Origin of the sequence: Kocuria rosea (assembly GCF_006094695.1) — a bacterium.
In the GTDB taxonomy this organism is placed as follows: Bacteria; Actinomycetota; Actinomycetes; order Actinomycetales; family Micrococcaceae; genus Kocuria; species Kocuria rosea.
The window spans coordinates 820,452-836,510 of the sequence record NZ_CP035103.1 but is presented as its reverse complement, the minus strand read 5'-3'; the positions used below and the strand labels follow the sequence as shown (position 1 = coordinate 836,510).

Here is a 16,059-nt window from a genome sequence, read left to right as displayed (position 1 = left end):
CGCGGCACCCGAGGACGGCACGGACGGCGAGGTGTTCCGCTCCGCTTCCCGTGCCTCTGCCGCGGCCCTGGACCAGCGCGAGGACGTGGTCCGCTACAAGGACCGCTTCGCGCTGCGGATCACGGACCAGACCCCGCACGACGTCATGGTCCAGAACCTGCTCTTCCTGCGCGGGGTCCTGGACTCGGCGGGCGTCGACTACCTGCTGGTGCGGGGCAACGACGAGCGCCCCGTCATCGCCGTGGACCTCAAGGACCGGCCCCGGCTCCGGCAGGCCCTGGTGGACGCGGCCGTGGGCGAGCCGTACTACGTCAAGCCGATGGACACCAAGAAGAAGACCGTGCAGCTGCTGGCCGACGGCGAGCTGTCCTCGCGCCGCAACGCGCGGGTCCTGCGGCTGTTCCGGCCCCACTACTCCGCGGAGGCCAGGCTCTACTACGGCGCCGGCACCGGGGTGCAGGTGGAGCTGTGGGAGTTCGGCGAGGACGAGATCCGGCTGCCCATCGAGAACTCGCTGACCCGGCGCACCGTCCCGGTGGCCGAGGCCGTGCGCGGCACCGTGGAGCGCTTCGGCCTCACCTGGCCCACGATCGAGAACATGTTCGCCGACCACGCCATCGACATCGACTTCGCGGTCGACATGATCTTCTCGTGGGTGGACGGCTCCGACGAGGAGTACCGCAGGGTCCGGGCCTCGTACATGGCCGACGCCGTGGTGGGCGAGGGCGACGCGCACGAGGCCCGCTTCCGGCAGGTCGACGAGCTGAAGTACGCCCTGCGCTCGGTGCACATGTTCGCCCCCTGGGTGCGCAACATCTACATCGCCACCGACTCCCGGCCGCCGGCGTGGCTGGCCGAGCACCCGCGCGTGCGGGTCGTGCGCAGCGAGGAGTTCTTCGCGGACACCTCGGCCCTGCCGATCTACAACTCCCAGGCGGTGGAGGCGCAGCTGCACCACATCGAGGGGCTCTCGGAGCACTACCTGTACTCCAACGACGACATGTTCTTCGGCCGCCCGATCGGCCCGGCGCTGTTCTTCTCCCCGGGCGGGATCACGAAGTTCGTGGAGAACGAGACCCGCATCGGCCTGGGCGAGAACTCCGCCGAGCGCTCCGGCTTCGAGAACGCCGCCCGCGTCAACCGCCGGCTCCTGTGGGAGCGCTTCGGCCGGATCACCACCCGCCACCTGCAGCACTGCGCCGCGCCCCTGCGGCGCAGCGTGGTGGCCGAGATGGAGCGGGAGTTCCCGGCGGAGTTCGCCCGCACCGCGTCCAGCCGCTTCCGCGCGGCGGACAACATCTCGGTGACGAACTCGCTCTACCACTACTACGCGCTGCTGACCGGCCGGGCCGTGACCCAGGAGACGGCCCGCACGGAGTACGTGGACACCACCACGCGCGCCGGGCTGCAGCAGATGGAGAAGCTGCTCGGCCGCCGCAACCTCGACATGTTCTGCCTCAACGACGGCAGCTTCCCGGAGGTGCCCGGTCCCGAGCGCGCGGAGCGGATGACGGAGTTCCTGGAGCGCTACTACCCCATCAAGGCTCCCTGGGAGAAGTGACCGCGGAGAATGAGCGGGGCCGGTGCGGGATCCCGCACCGGCCCCGCTCGCTCTCCGCGGCTCGACGACCGCCGCGTCCGAGCCGGGGCTCAGGTGCGCGGCCGGTCCCCGGGGCCGGGGTCGCCGGCGGGGCGGGCGCTGCCGTCGTGCAGGGTGTCCCCGTGCAGGGTGTCGCCGTCGTGCCGGGTCCGGGTGTCCGGTCCGGCGTCGCCGTCCTGCCAGGGGGCCTCGTCGGAGCGCGTCCCGGAGGCGCGATCGGTGACGTCCTCGCGGCGTCCGCGGGAGGCATCAGCAGGGGTGGAGTCGTCCCCGTCCGGGACGAGCGAGGCGGCGTCCCGGCGATGGGTCTCCGCCTCCTGGCGGACCTTCTCGGCGTCCTCGGTGCGCCGCTGGGCGTCCTGCTCGAGGCGGTCGGCCTCGATCCGGGCCTTCTCGGCCTCGGCGCGGGCCGCGTCCGCGTCCGCCTTCCGCTCGCGGGCCGAGAGGTCCTCCTCCTCGCTGCGGGCGCGCAGCTCGGCGGCGCGCTGCTGGTTCTCCCGCCGCTCCACGGCCTCGCGCTCCTTCTTCTTGCGGCTCCCGGCCAGCACGGCCAGGACGACCACGGCCAGCACGGCCAGGGCCAGCACGATCCAGATCCAGGTTTCCATCGGATGTTCCTCCTCGGTAGGTCCCCACGTTCCTCAATAGAAGCAGAGCCGGACGGGTCCGGCTACAGGCCCCGGCGCCCCGGCGGGCGGCTCCGTGCCGGAGCACCCCGGGGTCGTGCCACCGGCACGGGGCGCACCGGCCGCCGGGCGGCGTGCGCGGGAGACCCGCGCCGCCCGGGTGCGTGCTCCGCCGGCGCAGTGGCCGGGGGATCGTGCCTTGCCAGCGGCGGTTTCGGCAGCACGCTTCCCGCTCCGCCCCGCCGCGCCCCCGGGCCGCCCGAGCAGCGCGGCGCCGGGCCGGGGAGCACGGGTCGCCCCGCGGGACACGGGGCGCCCGCGCCGTCGTGACCGAACATGACCCTCCGCGTCGGGCCGGGTCGCCGCCGGGCGTGCGCCGGGGCCTCCTCGGCGCGTCCCGCATGATCGGACATGGATTTGCTTTACTTAATGAACTCGTGCTCCGCCCGCCCTCTCGAGAGGACCCCGCCATGCGCCTCAACCCCGCCGGACCCCTGATCACCATCGCCGTCGGCCTGATCCTCTGGCTGGCGCTGCCGTCGGTCGTGGGACCGCTGAACCTCGCGCTCGCCGGCCAGATCATCTTCTGGGTGGGCGTGGCCTACCTCGCGCTGGTCCTGATCGCCGCCGCCGTGCCGTCCCGGCGCCGCTCCACCCGCCGCACGGTGGCGGACCCCGGCACCGGGGAGCGCATCGAGCGCTCCGAGACCGACCTCATCTGAGCGGACGCGGAGCGGCTCACACCAGGGCGGGGACCTTCCGCAGCGCCTCCTGGAGGGCGCCCAGGACGAGGGTCACCGACCCGGCGTCGGCGTTGGGGCCCATCAGGCCGATCCGCCACACGGTGTTCGCGTACTCCTTCACGCCCGCCCCGATCTCCACGGAGAAGTGCTCCAGCAGATAGGCCCGCACCCAGGCGGAGTCGACGCCCTCGGGCACCTTGACCGTGGTCAGCTCCGGGAGGCGGTGCCCCTCGGCGGCGAACAGCTCCAGCCCCATGTCCTGCAGCCCGGCCTGGAGCGCGTCGCCCGCGGCCTGGTGACGGGCCCAGACGTTCTCCAGGCCCTCCTCGGCGATCCTGCGCAGCGCGGCGTCCAGGGACGCGATCATCGCCGTGGGCGCGGTGTGGTGGTAGGTCCGGGCCCGGCCCTGGGCCTCGCCCACGTAGCCGCCGAGCATGCCCAGGTCCAGGTACCAGGAGCGGGGGTGCTGCACCCGGCGCTCGAACGCGGCGTCCGAGATCGTGAACGGCGCCAGTCCCGGGGCGACCCCCAGGCACTTCTGGGTGCCCGCGTAGCCGAGGTCCACCCCCCAGTCGTCCGCGCGCAGCTCGATGCCGCCGATGGACGTGACCGCGTCCACGAGCAGCAGGGCGTCGCCCTTGAGCTCCCCCAGCGCGGCGATGTCGGAGCGCACGCCCGTGGAGGTCTCCGCGTGCACCGCCGCGATGATCTTGGGGGACGGGTGCGCCTCCGCGACGCGCTGCGGGTCGATCGGCTCCCCGTAGGGGAAGTCCACGCGCACCACCTCGGCACCGCACCGGGCCGCGACGTCGCACATCCGCTCGCCGAACAGGCCGTTGACGGCGACGACGACGACGTCGCCCTCCTCCACCGTGTTGACGAACGCCGCCTCCATGCCGGCGGAGCCCGTGGCGCTCAGCGGCAGGGTGCGCCGGTTGTCCGTGCCCCAGACGGTGCGCAGGCCGTCGCAGGCGCTGTCCATGACGTCGAGGAAGGCGGGATCGAGGTGGCCGAGCAGCGGGTGGCCCAGCGCCGCCGTGGCCTCCGGGTAGGGGTTGGACGGGCCGGGGCCGAACAGGTGTCGCTGGATCAGGGGCACGGTGCACTCCTCAAGGGAACGGGTGGACGGGTCCGCCGACCAGCCTATGGCCTGCCCGTGCCGGCGGCCCTCAGCGTGCGGCCCCGCAGGTCGCCGGAGACCTCACCGGCGTCCGAGCCGGCGGAGCAGCGGGCCGAGGCGTCGCGCCGGGGCCCGCCGCGGGGCGGAGCCCTCCGTGCGTCCGTCCGGGCGGCGGGGCTGCCGGGCGATCTCCGACCAGGAGGCGAACATCGCGCTGCCCTCGGTGGCCGTCACGCGGTTCTGCAGCGTGGGGCGCCCCGCGGGGCCCTGGACCACACCGGTGCGCTTGTCGTAGGTGAAGCCGTCGTCGAGGACGATGTGCCGGTCCGTCTCGGTGACCACGGTGTACAGCACCACGTGCTCGCCGGAGTCCGCCCCGGGGTGGACGGCGGCGCGAGAGCCGGGGTGCGTGGCGCCGCCGTGGTTGAAGTCGAACAGGTCGGCCATGGGAGGGGCGTCCTCCTGAGAGCTCGGGGACTCCGGTCGCCGGCACGGCGCCGGCGACGGTCCGGCCCGGGCCCGGTGGCGTGCGGACCCGGTGCGGCGGGTGGGCGCTCCCCACTCTAGCGACCGGTCGCGGGGCCCTCGAGGCGCCGGGTCGCTCTCCCGGCCGGAGCCCCGGGCCGGGGGAGCGCCCGAGGGCTTCCCGCCCCGCGGGCTCGGTCCCGCGGACTCAGTCCCGGGGGCCGGCCGGGACCGGCTGGTGGGTCTCGTACATCCGCGCCGCCACGACCAGGGCCGAGACGGCGCTGATGCCGGCGGCGGCCCAGACCGCGGCGTGCAGGCCCAGCAGGTCGGCCACGATCCCCCCGAGCACGGCCCCGACCGCGTAGCCCAGGTCGCGCCAGACCCGGTAGACGCCCACGGCCCGGCCGCGCCACACGGGGTGGGCAACGTCGCCCACCACCGCCAGCAGCGTCGGGTAGACCATCGCGGTGCCCGCCCCGAGCAGGACCGTCCCGGCGGCCCAGCCGCCGAACCCGTCGCCGGCGGCGATGACGGCCAGGGCCGCGGCCTGGGTGGCCATCCCGGCGGTGATCAGGTGCTTGCGCCCGACCCGGTCCGACAGGGCGCCGGTGACCAGCTGCCCGACGCCCCACACCCCGGGGTAGAGGGCGAAGAGCAGCCCGATCTGGGACACGGTGAGCTCCGCGGTGGCGAACAGCAGGGGGAACAGGCCCCAGGAGAGCCCGAAGTTGAGGTTGTTGACCAGCCCCGCCTGGCTGGCCGAGGACAGCGCGGGCTCCCTCAGGCTGGTCTGGGCGATGATCTGGCGGTCGGTGAGACCGGCGTGCAGGTGGTCGTGCATCCCGTCGGCGCGCGGGGTGTGCCGGCCGGCGTCGAGCAGCGCGTGGCCGCGGGTCTCCTTGACGAAGGCCCCCGACAGCAGCAGCGCCAGGGCGGTGTAGGCCAGGCCCAGCAGGAACGGGGCCGGGCGCAGCCCGTACTGCTCGGCCAGGTACCCGGCCAGCAGGGAGGTCACGGCCACCGCACCGTAGCCGGCGGCCTCGTTGAGCCCCATGGCCAGTCCGCGCTGGGCCGGGCCCACCAGGTCGATCTTCATCACCACGGTCGTGGACCAGGTCAGGCCCTGGTTGACGCCGAGCAGCACGTTGGCGGCCACCACCCACCCCCAGTCCGGGGCGAAGATCAGCATCAGCGGCACCGGCACGGCGAACAGCCAGCCCACCAGCAGCACCGGCTTGCGCCCGTACCGGTCGGAGAAGGTGCCGGCGAACCAGTTGGCGATCGCCTTGGTGATCCCGAACGCGGCCACGTAGGTGAAGATGAAGGTGTAGCCGGTCAGCCCGAACTCGTCGGCGGCCAGCAGCGGCAGCACGGTCTGCTGCTGGCCGACCATGCCGCCGACCAGGGCGTTGACCGCCACCAGGAGCGTGAACTGGGCGGCGTTGGCGCGCAGCCCCAGACGGAGGGGCTCGGGCATGCCGGAGGGTCTCGTCTGCCGACCCATGGCCGCTCCTTCCGGTGTCGTGGGCCCGCCGGACGGCGTGCCCGCTGATGCTCCGAGGAACCGGGAGCAGTGCTGTCAGCAGTGTTCCACGGTTCGCCGGAGGATCGGCCGAGGGAGGGGCGGCGTGACACAGCGCGGGCGGCGCGGCACGCGGAGCCCGGCCCTCCTCCCCCGCCGGCACGCCGGGGCACCTGTTGTGGTCCGGCACACTCCTCGGTAACCTCTGGACAGGCCCACGGCGGGCCCGGATCCCCGGGCCATCTACCAGGCAGAACCGCACCATCGACCACGCAGCGGCCGCCGTCGGCGCACGTCCCCCCGCCCCGGCCCGGGACGCTCCCCGGCGACATCTGCCCCCACCCCGGGAGTTCCGCATGGACACTGACCGCACCCCGCCCGCCGACGCCCGGCAGCTGCTGCTGGAGGCCATCGACCTGGCCGTGGGCAACGCCGCCGTCGACGGCGGCCCCTTCGGCGCCGTCGTCGTCACCGCCGACGGCCGCCGCTTCAGCGGCGTCAACCGCGTCACGGCCGACAACGACCCCACCGCGCACGCGGAGGTCATGGCGATCCGCGCCGCCTGCCGCGAGCTGGGCACCTTCGACCTCTCGGGCGCGACCCTCTACACCAGCTGCGAGCCGTGCCCCATGTGCCTGTCCGCCTCGCTGTGGGCCCGGCTGGACGCCGTCTGGTTCGCCGCGGACCGGCACGACGCGGCCGCCGGCGGCTTCGACGACGCCGAGTTCTACGAGTACTTCGCCACGCCCGAGCACGAACGGTCGCTGCCCGTGCGTCCGGTGGCCCTTGCCGAGCGCACCGCGCCGTTCGAGGCCTGGGCCAGGAACGTCGCGCGCACGGCCTACTGAGCCTCCGTGCGGTCGCGCTCCCGGGCCGCCGCGGCGACCTGCCGGAGGACGTCACCGCACGTCGGAGCCGATCCGTACCGGAATTGTGAGCCGCCTTACGAAATGGTGAACATTTATTTACATGTCAGTACCCTTGCATCGGCGAGCAGCGGCCGGCTCACGGGTCCGATGTGCGATGCACGTGGGGGGACACCGGAGCACAGCCGGTCGAGCTCCACGGGCGCCGCCCTCGTCCTGATGCATCGAGGACGGCGCCCCTCCTGTCCAGCGCCGGAACCGTTTCCCGAACTGGATTCACGGCCCCGGACCGAGGTCCGGGGCCGTGGCCGGAAGAGCCGCTAGACCAGCTCGTCCGTGAGGTGGTTCGGCGTGCCGAACCGGTGGGCGGTGATGCTGATCGCCTGCTCGTGCAGGAACGGCAGCAGCTCGACCCGGCCGGCCCCGGTGACGGGGTGGGCGTAGACGGCCAGGTCCGGGCGCGAGCCCGTCGCGGCGATGAGGGCCGCGCGGTCCCCGCCGATGAGGCGGACGCGCCCGCCCCCGAGGGCGGGGGCGCCGGCCAGCCACGCGGCGTCGTCCTCCACCCGCACGGGCACGCCGCGGTCGGTGAGCACGGCGCGCACCGGGGCGGGCAGCTCGTGCGCCGTGGAGACGGTCAGCGCGGAGCCCGCCCGCAGCCCGGCGGCGACGACGCGCAGCAGGTCGGCGAGCGGCTCGCCCTCGGACAGGCGCACCGTGACGGGCAGGGGCAGGTAGCGGAAGACGTTGCGCTCGGCGTAGAGCCCGGTGACGTCCTCGGCGACGCCGAACTCCTCGGCCCAGGCGGCCTCGTCGCTGCGCAGCGCCTGCTCGAGGCCCTGCGCCTCGGCCGGCCCGAGGTCCGCCGTGCCCGAGTGCGCGGCCTGCAGCAGCTCGACGGCGGCCGCGTCGGCCACGGGGAGCCCGGCCCCGCGCAGCGGCGCCGGCTCCCACTCGCCCAGGCCCATGAGGTAGCTGGGCCCGCCGGCCTTGGTGCCGGGGCCGACGGCCGACTTCTTCCACCCGCCGAAGGGCTGGCGCTGGACGATGGCCCCGGTGATGTGGCGGTTGACGTACAGGTTGCCGGCCTGGACGTGCTCGAGCCAGTAGCCGATGTCCTCCGGGTCCAGGGAGTGCAGGCCGGCGGTGAGGCCGTACTCCACCTCGTTCTGGAGGGCCACGGCCTCCTCCAGGGTCTCGGCGGTCATCACGCCGAGCACCGGGCCGAAGTACTCCACCAGGTGGAACTCGGAGCCGCGCTGCACGCCGGTGCGCACGCCCGGGGACCACAACCGGCCGGTCCCGTCGAGCTGCTGCGGCTCGATCAGCCAGGACTGCCCCTCCTCGAGGGTGGTCAGGGCCTGGAGCAGCTTGCCCTCGGCGGGCTCGGTGAGCGGGCCCATCTGCGCGGCAGGGTTGGTCGGGTGGTCGACGGTCAGGGAGGTCACGGCGTCCACGAGCTGGTTGCGGAAGCGGCGGGACTGCGCCACGGAGCCGACCAGGATCACCAGGGAGGCCGCCGAGCACTTCTGCCCGGCGTGGCCGAACGCCGAGTAGGCGACGTCCTTGGCGGCGAGGTCGAAGTCGGCGCTGGGCGTGACGATCAGCGCGTTCTTCCCCGAGGTCTCGGCCAGCAGCGGCAGATCGGAGCGGAAGGTGCGGAACAGCTCCGCCGTCTCGTAGGCGCCGGTGAGGATCAGCCGGTCCACCGCCGGGTGGGAGATCAGCTGGCGGCCGAGGGCGCGCTCCTCGAGGTCCACGAGGGCGAGCACGTCGCGGGGGATCCCGGAGGCGTCGAGGGCCTCCCAGAGTGCCTCGGCGACCACGGCGCCGCAGCGCTTGGTCGGGCCGGCCGGCTTGAACACCACCGGGGAGCCGGCGGCGAGGGCCGCCAGCGCGGACCCTGCCGGGATGGCCACCGGGAAGTTCCACGGCGGGGTCACCACGGTGAGCCGGGAGGGCACGAAGGACGCGCCGTCGACCTCGTCCAGCTCACGGGCGCGCTCGGCGTAGTAGTGGGCGAAGTCGATCGCCTCGCTGATCTCCGGGTCGGCCTGGTCGAGGGTCTTGCCGGCCTCGGCGGCGGCGACCTCGAGCAGCTCGGCCCGGCGGGCGGACAGGGCGTCGCCCGCGCGGTGGAGCACCTCGGCGCGCTGGGCGCCGCTCAGCGCGGCCCAGCCGCGCCCGGCCTCGAGGGCCGCCTCGATGACACGGTCGAGCTGCTCCTCCGTGCGCAGCGCCGCGGCCGTGACGGTCGCCACGCCGGCCCGGGAGCCGGGGACCCGGGCGAGGATCGCCCGCCCCCAGTCCCGGTTGGCGGCCACGGCCGGGTCGGTGTCCGGCGTGTTGGTGAACGCGTCGACCGGGGCGGGCGGCTCGGGCAGGCTGCGGTCCTGGACCCGGTGGGGGGCCGGCACGGTGTCGTCGAGGCCGGCCAGGGAGGCGAGGAAGCGCTGCTTCTCGCGCTCGAAGAGCTCCTCGTCGGTGGAGAGCTCGAAGACCGCGGACATGAAGTTCTCGCGGGACGCGCCCTCCTCGAGCCGGCGGATCAGGTAGGCGATGGCCACGTCGAACTCGGCCGGGTGCACCACGGGGGTGTAGAGCAGCAGGGACCCGACGTCGCGCTTGACGGCCTCGGCCTGGCCGGTGGCCATGCCGAGCAGCATCTCGAAGTCCACGGCCCCGGCCACGCCGCGCTCGGTGGCCAGCAGCCAGGCGAAGGCGATGTCGAAGAGGTTGTGCCCGGCGACGCCGATGCGCACGGCGTCCGTGTGCTCGGGCTGCAGCGCGTAGTTGAGGACCCGCTTGTAGTGGGTGTCCGAGTCCTGCTTGGTGCCCCAGGTCGCCAGCGGCCAGTCGTGCAGGGACGCCTCGACCTGCTCCATCGGCAGGTTCGCGCCCTTGACCACGCGCACCTTCACGGGGGCGCCGCCGGCGGCGCGGCGGGCGGCGGCCCACTCCTGCAGGCGGATCATCGCGGCCAGGGCGTCGGGCAGGTAGGTCTGCAGGACGATGCCGGCCTCCAGGTCCTTGAACCGGGGCTGGTCGAGGATCCGGGTGAAGACCTCGAGGGTCATGTCCAGGTCCTTGTACTCCTCCATGTCCAGGTTGATGAACTTGGGCGCGGTGAAGGAGGCGGCCCGCTCGTACAGCGGGGCGAGCTTCTCGACGACCTCGGTCACGGCCTCGTCGAAGGCCCAGGGCGAGTGCGGGGCGACGGTGGAGGAGACCTTGATGGAGACGTAGTCGACGTCGGGGCGGGCCAGCAGGTCGTGGGTGCCCTGCAGCCGCCGGGCGGCCTCGCGGTCCCCGAGCACGGCCTCGCCCAGGAGGTTGACGTTGAGCCGGACGTCGTCCTTGCGGATCTTCGCGATCGACCTCCCCAGCTTGGCCTCGCTGGCGTCCACGATGAGGTGGCCCACCATCTCGCGCAGCGCCTTGCGGGCCGCGGGGATGACGACCTGCGGGGCCACGGGGGCGAGGGCCCCGCCCGCGCGCACCGCGGAGCGCAGGTACCAGGGCAGGAAGCCGGGGACCTTCGGCGCCAGCCGGGCCAGGTTGCGGGCCGCCACCCGGAGGTCCTCGGGGCGGATGACGCCGTCGACGAAGCCCACCGTGAAGTCCAGGCCGGCGGGATCCTTCAGCACCCCCGCCAGCTGCTCCCCCGAGGCGTCCCTGGGGAACTGCTCCGCCTCGGTGAGCCAGCGGCGCACCGTGGCCACGGCCTGCTCGGGCAGCGACGCCGGGATGGCGGCGTGGGAAAGGGTGCGTCCCACCGCGGGGCGGCCGGGGGCCTGCGCTGCCGGGGGGACGGGGATCGTCGTCATGGGTGGTACTCCCTGGGTTGGGTCGAAAGCACTGCGGTACGTCCAGTGTGCGCCCCGGGACGATTCGGATAAAGTGAAGAATTCCACAGATGATTCATCAGCAGTACTAATCTTTGGGAGGCGGCGGAATGCTGGACGTGCGCAAGCTGCGGCTGCTGCGGGAACTCGCGCTGCGGGGCACCCTCGCGGAGGTCGCCGCCGCCCTGAACTTCAGCCCCTCGGCGGTCTCCCAGCAGCTCTCGGCGCTGGAGAAGGAGGCGGGGGTGGCCCTGCTCTCGAAGGCCGGCCGGCGGGTCCAGCTCACGCCGCAGGCGGAGATCCTGGTGGCGCGCACCACCGAGCTGCTGGACGTCCTGGAGCGCACCGAGTCGGACCTGGCGGCGTCGCTGAGCACGGTCACCGGCACCGTGCGGGTCGCCGTGTTCCAGTCCGCGGCCCTGGCGCTGCTGCCGGAGGTGCTGGGCGCCATGCGCCGCGAGCACCCGGACGTACGGGTCGAGATGGTGCAGGCCGAGCCGGAGCGGGCCCTCTACGAGACCTGGGCCCGGGAGTTCGACGTGGTCGTGGCGGAGCAGTACCCGAGCCACGCCGCCGCCCACCACCCGGACCTGGACCGGCGGCGGCTGATCACGGACGCCATCCGCCTGGCCGTCCCCCCGGGCCCCGAGCACGCGTCCGTCGCCTCCCTGCGGGACGCCCGCGAGCTCCCGTGGGTCATGGAACCGCGGGGAGCCGCCTCGCGGCACTGGGGCGAGCAGCTGTGCCGGCGGGCGGGCTTCGAGCCGGACGTCCGGTTCTCGACGGCGGACCTGCAGGCGCAGACCCGGCTCGTGGAGTCCGGCAACGCCGTGGCGCTCATGCCGGACCTGATGTGGGCGGGCGGGGACTCGCCCTGCCGGCTGGTCGACCTGCCGACCGGGCCCCGGCGGACGGTGTTCACCTCGATCCGCGGGGCGAGCGCCCACCGCCCGGCGATCCTCGCGCTGCGCGCCGCCCTCGAGACGGTGGCCGCCGGCCTGGCCGGACGGATGGAGTGAGCCGGAGGGAGCCGGCCGGGCGGAGCGCTACGGGCGGAGCGCTGCCCGGCTCGTGAGCGCCCCGCGCAGCCGGTCGTCCGCGATCTGCTCCAGCAGCCACGGGCTGAGCAGGAACGGCGCGGCCTCCGCCGCGGCGAACAGCTCCTCCGGGGCGATCCAGGCGACCTCCGCGACCTCGGCGGGCAGCGGCCGGGGCCGCCCGGTGGCCCGCGCCAGGTAGACGGGGCAGAACTCGTTCTCCACGATCCCGGAGGCGTCCACCGCCCGGTAGCGGAAGTCGGGCAGCACCTCCGTCATCGCCGTCACCTCGAAGCCCAGCTCCTGGCCGGCGCGGCGCGCGATGGCCTCCACGAACCCCTCGCCGGGGCCCGGGTGACCGCAGAAGCTGTTGGTCCACACCCCGGGCCAGGTCTTCTTCGCGAGCGCCCGGCGGGTCAGCAGCAGCCGCCCGTCGTCGTCGAGGACGTAGCACGAGACCGCCAGGTGCAGGGGGGTGTCCGTGGTGTGCACCCCGGCCTTGGGCGCGGTTCCGATGGGACGGTGCGCCTCGTCGAGGAGGACGACTTCTTCGGCTGACATGGGCCTCGTTCCGGTCGGCGGGCGGGTGCGGGTGCTCCCCCATTCTCGCAGGATCCGCGGGGCGGCGGTACGCGGGCCCGCCGAGTGGACAACGGGGCGCGGGCGGAGCACGATCGGGAACCATGCGACGACGTCGGCCCGCCACCGCCCCCCTGCCGCTGCGGGACGGGGTGGACCCGGTCCGGGTGCGGCTGCCGGCCGCCGGGGCCGACGCCCCCGGGACCGTCCGCGGCTATCTGCTGAGCAGGTTCCCCGCGTCCGCGCCCGAGCTCGAGGAGCTCTTCGCGGCCGGCGGGATCGTCGACGACGCCGGGCGGCCCCTCCCCCACGACGCTCCCCTCCGCCCCGGCGGCTCGGTCTGGTACCACCGCGCCCTGCCCGAGGAGCCGGAGCTGCCCGGGGACCTGCCGGTCCTGTTCGAGGACGAGTGGCTGCTGGCGGTCGACAAGCCGCACGGGCTGCCCACCACGCCGCGCGGCGGCTTCGTGGCGCAGAGCGCGCTCGTGAAGCTGCGCCGCTCCCGCCGCGAGGACCGGCTCTCCCCGCTGCACCGGCTCGACCGCGGCACCGCGGGGGTGCTGCTGCTCTCGCGGGACCCCGGCACCCGGGGCCGGTTCCAGACCCTCTTCCAGGAGCGTGCGGTGGCGAAGGAGTACGAGGCCGTGGCCGCGCACCGGCCCGGGCTGCGCCTCCCGCGGCTCGTCGAGTCCCGCATCGTCAAGGACCGCACGTCCCTGCAGGCGCGGGAGGTGCCGGGACCCGTCAACGCCCGCACCCAGGTGGAGAGCGCCGGGCCGCCGTTCGCGGACGAGGAGGGGACGTGGGCCCGCTACGTCCTCCGGCCCGAGACCGGGCGCACCCACCAGATCCGGGTGCACCTGGCCGGCCTGGGCGTCCCGGTGCGCCACGACCCCCTGTACCCGCAGGTGCGGCCGGCCGGCGCCGAGGACCCCGGCCGGCCGCTTCAGCTGCTGGCCCGCCGCATCGCCCTCGTCCACCCGGTGACCGGCGAGCCGCTCGTGCTCGAGAGCCGCCGCGCCCTGCCGTCCGGGGACGCCGCGTGAGGGCTCCGCACGCCCCCCGGGCGACGGGCCGCGTCCCGGCGCCGGACGTGGCCCGGGGGCTCATGCTCTGGGTCATCGCGGTCGCCAACGTCACCGTCTGGATCTGGGCTGCCGGGCCCACGGACGGTCCCCGGGACCGGACGCTGGGCACCGGTGCGGGCACCGCGGCGTGGACGGCGGACGACGTCGCCAACATGGCCATGTCGATGCTCGTGGACGGCCGCGGCTTCCCCCTGTTCTCGTTCCTGGTCGGCTACGGCGTGGGCCAGATCGCCGCGCGGGAGGCCGCCCGCGGCACGCCGCCGCCCCTGGCGCGCCGGCTGCTGCTGCGCCGCTACGGGTGGCTGCTCCTCATCGGGGCCCTGCACGCGTGCCTGCTCTTCCCCGGGGACATCATCACCGCCTACGCGTTCGGCGGGCTCTTCCTCGCCGTGCTGATCGCCGAGAGCACGCGCACCCTCGTGATCCTCTCCGCCCTCGGCTCGGTGCTCATGGTGCTCTACGGTGCGGCGAGCTGGTCCGTGCGGACACCCGGCACGCCGCCCTTCCCCAGCCTGGTGGCGGACTCGATCCCGGAGCGGCTGGTCCTCGGGCTCGTGGAGGGGCTCGGGGTGGTGTCCTTCGCCCCGCTCCAGCTGCTCGGCCTGCTGCCCATGCTGCTGCTCGGGCTGGCCCTGAGCCGGTACCGCGTGCTCGAGGACCCCGGGCCCCGCCGCGGCCGGCTGCTGGTCACGGCCCTGGTCTGCATCGGGCTCGGGCTGCTCACGGGCGTGGGCACCGGACTCCTGACCACGGACCGGCTCGAGCCCTCGCCGACCGCCGGGTCCGTGCTCACCGGCCTGGACGCGGTGACCGGCGCCGCGCAGGGCATCGGCTACGCGCTGCTCGTGGCGCTGGTCTGCGACCGCGTGCTGGGCCCCCGGGCCGCGGCCCTCCGGGCGCGCGAGCATCCCGCGCTGTGGTCGCTGCAGGCCCTCGGCCGCCGGTCGATGAGCGGCTATCTCGCCCAGTCCGTGCTGTTCACCGTGCTGCTGCCCCCGTTCGCACTGGGGCTCGGCCGCTCTCTGACGCCCACCGCCGCGCTGCTGCTCGGCTCCGCCGTGTGGCTGGTCACGCTGCTCGGCGCGGCCCTGCTGGAGCGGCGCGGCCTCCCCGGACCGGCCGAGACCCTGCACCGGCGGCTCTTCCTCGGCCCCGGCGGGAACCGCGCCGAGGACCGCGGCGGGCCGCCGGCCCCGGCGAGCGCCTAGGCTCGGCACCAGCACCCCTCCCCCGCCAGCACAGGAGTTCCCATGCCCCCGACGACCGGAGCGGGCGCCGCGCCCACCGCGGCGACCCCCGAGCCCACCGCACACCCCACGCCCACCGAGCACCCCGGCGCCGCCGCACCGGGCGCCGCGGCCGCGCTGCGTGCCGACAAGGCCGCCCACTCGGTCCGAGAGCTGTTCGCCGGACGGGCGCTGGGGGTGCCCGGCACGCTGCTCGGCGCCCCGGCGCACCCGCGTCCCACGTCCCCGAAGGCCCCGTGGCACTACTGGTGGCAGGCGCACCTGCTCGACGCCCTCGTGGACGCCGGGCTGCGGCACCTGGACGACCCGGCGCGGGCCCGGCGGTTCCGCCGGGAGGGGCACCGCCTGCTGCGGGGCATCACCCTGCGCAGCGGCGGCCGGGTGACCCACAACTCCTACTACGACGACATGGCGTGGCTGCTGCTGGCCGTGGGCCGTCTCGCCGAGCTGGACCGCGCCCTGACCGGCCGGCCGGACGTCGCGTGCCTGGACGCGGGCAGCGCCCTGCTCGCCCGGCTCGAACGGGGCCACACCGGGGACCTCGGGGGCGGGGTCTTCTGGAACACCCGCCACGACGTCAAGAACACGGCGTCCTCCGCGCCCACGGCCCTCGGCTTCGTGCGCACGCACCGCCGGGAACAGGCCGGCGCGGTGCTCGACTGGCTGCGGGCCACCCTCTGGGACCCGGAACGGAAGGTCTTCCACGACGGTCTGCAGCTGGTCGCCGCCGGGTCCGGCACCGAGGTGACGCGCCGGGACGAGAGGCTGTTCAGCTACAACTCCGGGCCGGTGCTCGGTCTGCTCCTCGAGCTCGCGGACGCCCCGGGCACGGGCGAGCAGGACCGGGCGGACCTGCTGCGCACGGCCGCCGACGTGGTGGCGGGCGCCGCGCAGGAGTACGGCCGCGACCTGGACGGACGCCCCGTCCTGCGCACCCACGGCGGCGGGGACGGCGGCCTGTTCAGCGGGATCCTGGCCCGCTACCTCTCCGATGCCGCCCTGCACCCGGGACTGCCCGCCGCGGCGCGCCGCACCGCGGCCGCGCTCGTGACCGGCACCGCCGACGCCCTGTGGGCGGGCCGGCGGGAGTTCGATCCCGCGGTGGACTTCAACGCGCCCCCCACCGCACCGGCGGCCGCCGGCGAGACGGTCGCGATCTTCTCCCCGGACCCGGCGCGGCACGCCGACGAGTCGCAGCGCCCCGGCGTGCCGGTCGAGCTGTCCACACAGGTGCAGGCGTGGACGGTCCTGGAGGCCGCCGCCCGGCTGGCCCGCCCGGGAGCGGTCCCCGGGGACACCGGCTCCGCTGAGCGCTGAA

13 protein-coding genes are annotated in these 16,059 nt (G+C 74.9%); 7 read left to right on the top strand and 6 right to left on the bottom strand.

What is annotated here, in order from left to right:
* Positions 1–31: 31 nt before the first annotated feature.
* Positions 32–1,561 carry a stealth conserved region 3 domain-containing protein gene (locus EQG70_RS03870; protein WP_017833913.1) on the top strand — a complete coding sequence of 510 codons (1,530 nt, stop codon included), beginning with the start codon at positions 32–34 and terminating at the stop codon, positions 1,559–1,561.
* 89 nt (positions 1,562–1,650) lie between these two features.
* Here the strand turns inward: EQG70_RS03870 and EQG70_RS03865 are convergent, their stop codons facing one another.
* Entirely contained in the window at positions 1,651–2,208 is a 558-nt protein-coding gene (locus EQG70_RS03865; RefSeq protein ID WP_109268502.1) for a hypothetical protein, read from the bottom strand.
* A gap of 488 nt (positions 2,209–2,696) precedes the next feature.
* Here EQG70_RS03865 and EQG70_RS03860 point away from each other — a divergent pair, with 488 nt between their 5' ends.
* On the top strand, positions 2,697–2,948 hold the full coding sequence (locus EQG70_RS03860; protein ID WP_109268503.1) for a DUF6458 family protein: 252 nt from the start codon (positions 2,697–2,699) through the stop codon (positions 2,946–2,948).
* Between the two features lie 16 nt (positions 2,949–2,964).
* Here EQG70_RS03860 and EQG70_RS03855 read toward each other — a convergent pair whose 3' ends face one another.
* The 3 genes from EQG70_RS03855 to EQG70_RS03845 all read right to left on the bottom strand — a co-directional run bounded on the left by EQG70_RS03855 (position 2,965) and on the right by EQG70_RS03845 (position 6,034).
* Complete coding sequence (locus EQG70_RS03855) at positions 2,965–4,068, bottom strand: pyridoxal-phosphate-dependent aminotransferase family protein (protein WP_017833910.1); 1,104 nt, start codon at positions 4,066–4,068, stop codon at positions 2,965–2,967.
* A gap of 102 nt (positions 4,069–4,170) precedes the next feature.
* Positions 4,171–4,536: a hypothetical protein gene (locus tag EQG70_RS03850; RefSeq protein WP_109221737.1), complete on the bottom strand. Its 366-nt coding sequence runs from the start codon at positions 4,534–4,536 to the stop codon at positions 4,171–4,173.
* Between the two features lie 226 nt (positions 4,537–4,762).
* On the bottom strand, positions 4,763–6,034 hold the full coding sequence (locus EQG70_RS03845) for an MFS transporter (RefSeq protein ID WP_232035251.1): 1,272 nt from the start codon (positions 6,032–6,034) through the stop codon (positions 4,763–4,765).
* 401 nt (positions 6,035–6,435) lie between these two features.
* Here EQG70_RS03845 and EQG70_RS03840 point away from each other — a divergent pair, with 401 nt between their 5' ends.
* Complete coding sequence (locus tag EQG70_RS03840; RefSeq protein WP_017833907.1) at positions 6,436–6,927, top strand: nucleoside deaminase; 492 nt, start codon at positions 6,436–6,438, stop codon at positions 6,925–6,927.
* Between the two features lie 338 nt (positions 6,928–7,265).
* On the opposite strand, the gene EQG70_RS03835 is transcribed toward EQG70_RS03840, so the two are convergent.
* Positions 7,266–10,772 (bottom strand): bifunctional proline dehydrogenase/L-glutamate gamma-semialdehyde dehydrogenase, encoded by a 3,507-nt coding sequence (locus EQG70_RS03835; RefSeq protein WP_232035250.1) that lies wholly within the window; start codon positions 10,770–10,772, stop codon positions 7,266–7,268.
* 128 nt (positions 10,773–10,900) lie between these two features.
* Here EQG70_RS03835 and EQG70_RS03830 point away from each other — a divergent pair, with 128 nt between their 5' ends.
* On the top strand, positions 10,901–11,809 hold the full coding sequence (locus EQG70_RS03830) for a LysR substrate-binding domain-containing protein (protein WP_035927786.1): 909 nt from the start codon (positions 10,901–10,903) through the stop codon (positions 11,807–11,809).
* Positions 11,810–11,836: 27 nt separating this feature from the next.
* Here EQG70_RS03830 and idi read toward each other — a convergent pair whose 3' ends face one another.
* Complete coding sequence (gene idi, locus EQG70_RS03825) at positions 11,837–12,388, bottom strand: isopentenyl-diphosphate Delta-isomerase (protein ID WP_017833904.1); 552 nt, start codon at positions 12,386–12,388, stop codon at positions 11,837–11,839.
* A gap of 122 nt (positions 12,389–12,510) precedes the next feature.
* On the opposite strand from idi, the gene EQG70_RS03820 reads away from it, so the two are divergent.
* The 3 genes from EQG70_RS03820 to EQG70_RS03810 are packed head-to-tail and all read left to right on the top strand — an operon-like array spanning position 12,511 to position 16,058.
* On the top strand, positions 12,511–13,452 hold the full coding sequence (locus tag EQG70_RS03820; RefSeq protein ID WP_043739122.1) for a pseudouridine synthase: 942 nt from the start codon (positions 12,511–12,513) through the stop codon (positions 13,450–13,452).
* A complete protein-coding gene (locus EQG70_RS03815; protein ID WP_017833902.1) occupies positions 13,449–14,702 on the top strand; it encodes a DUF418 domain-containing protein in 1,254 nt (417 codons plus the stop codon). Before EQG70_RS03820 ends, EQG70_RS03815 begins: the two co-directional genes overlap by 4 nt.
* Positions 14,703–14,744: 42 nt before the next feature.
* Complete coding sequence (locus EQG70_RS03810) at positions 14,745–16,058, top strand: glycoside hydrolase family 76 protein (protein WP_172604388.1); 1,314 nt, start codon at positions 14,745–14,747, stop codon at positions 16,056–16,058.
* Position 16,059 lies beyond the last annotated feature (1 nt).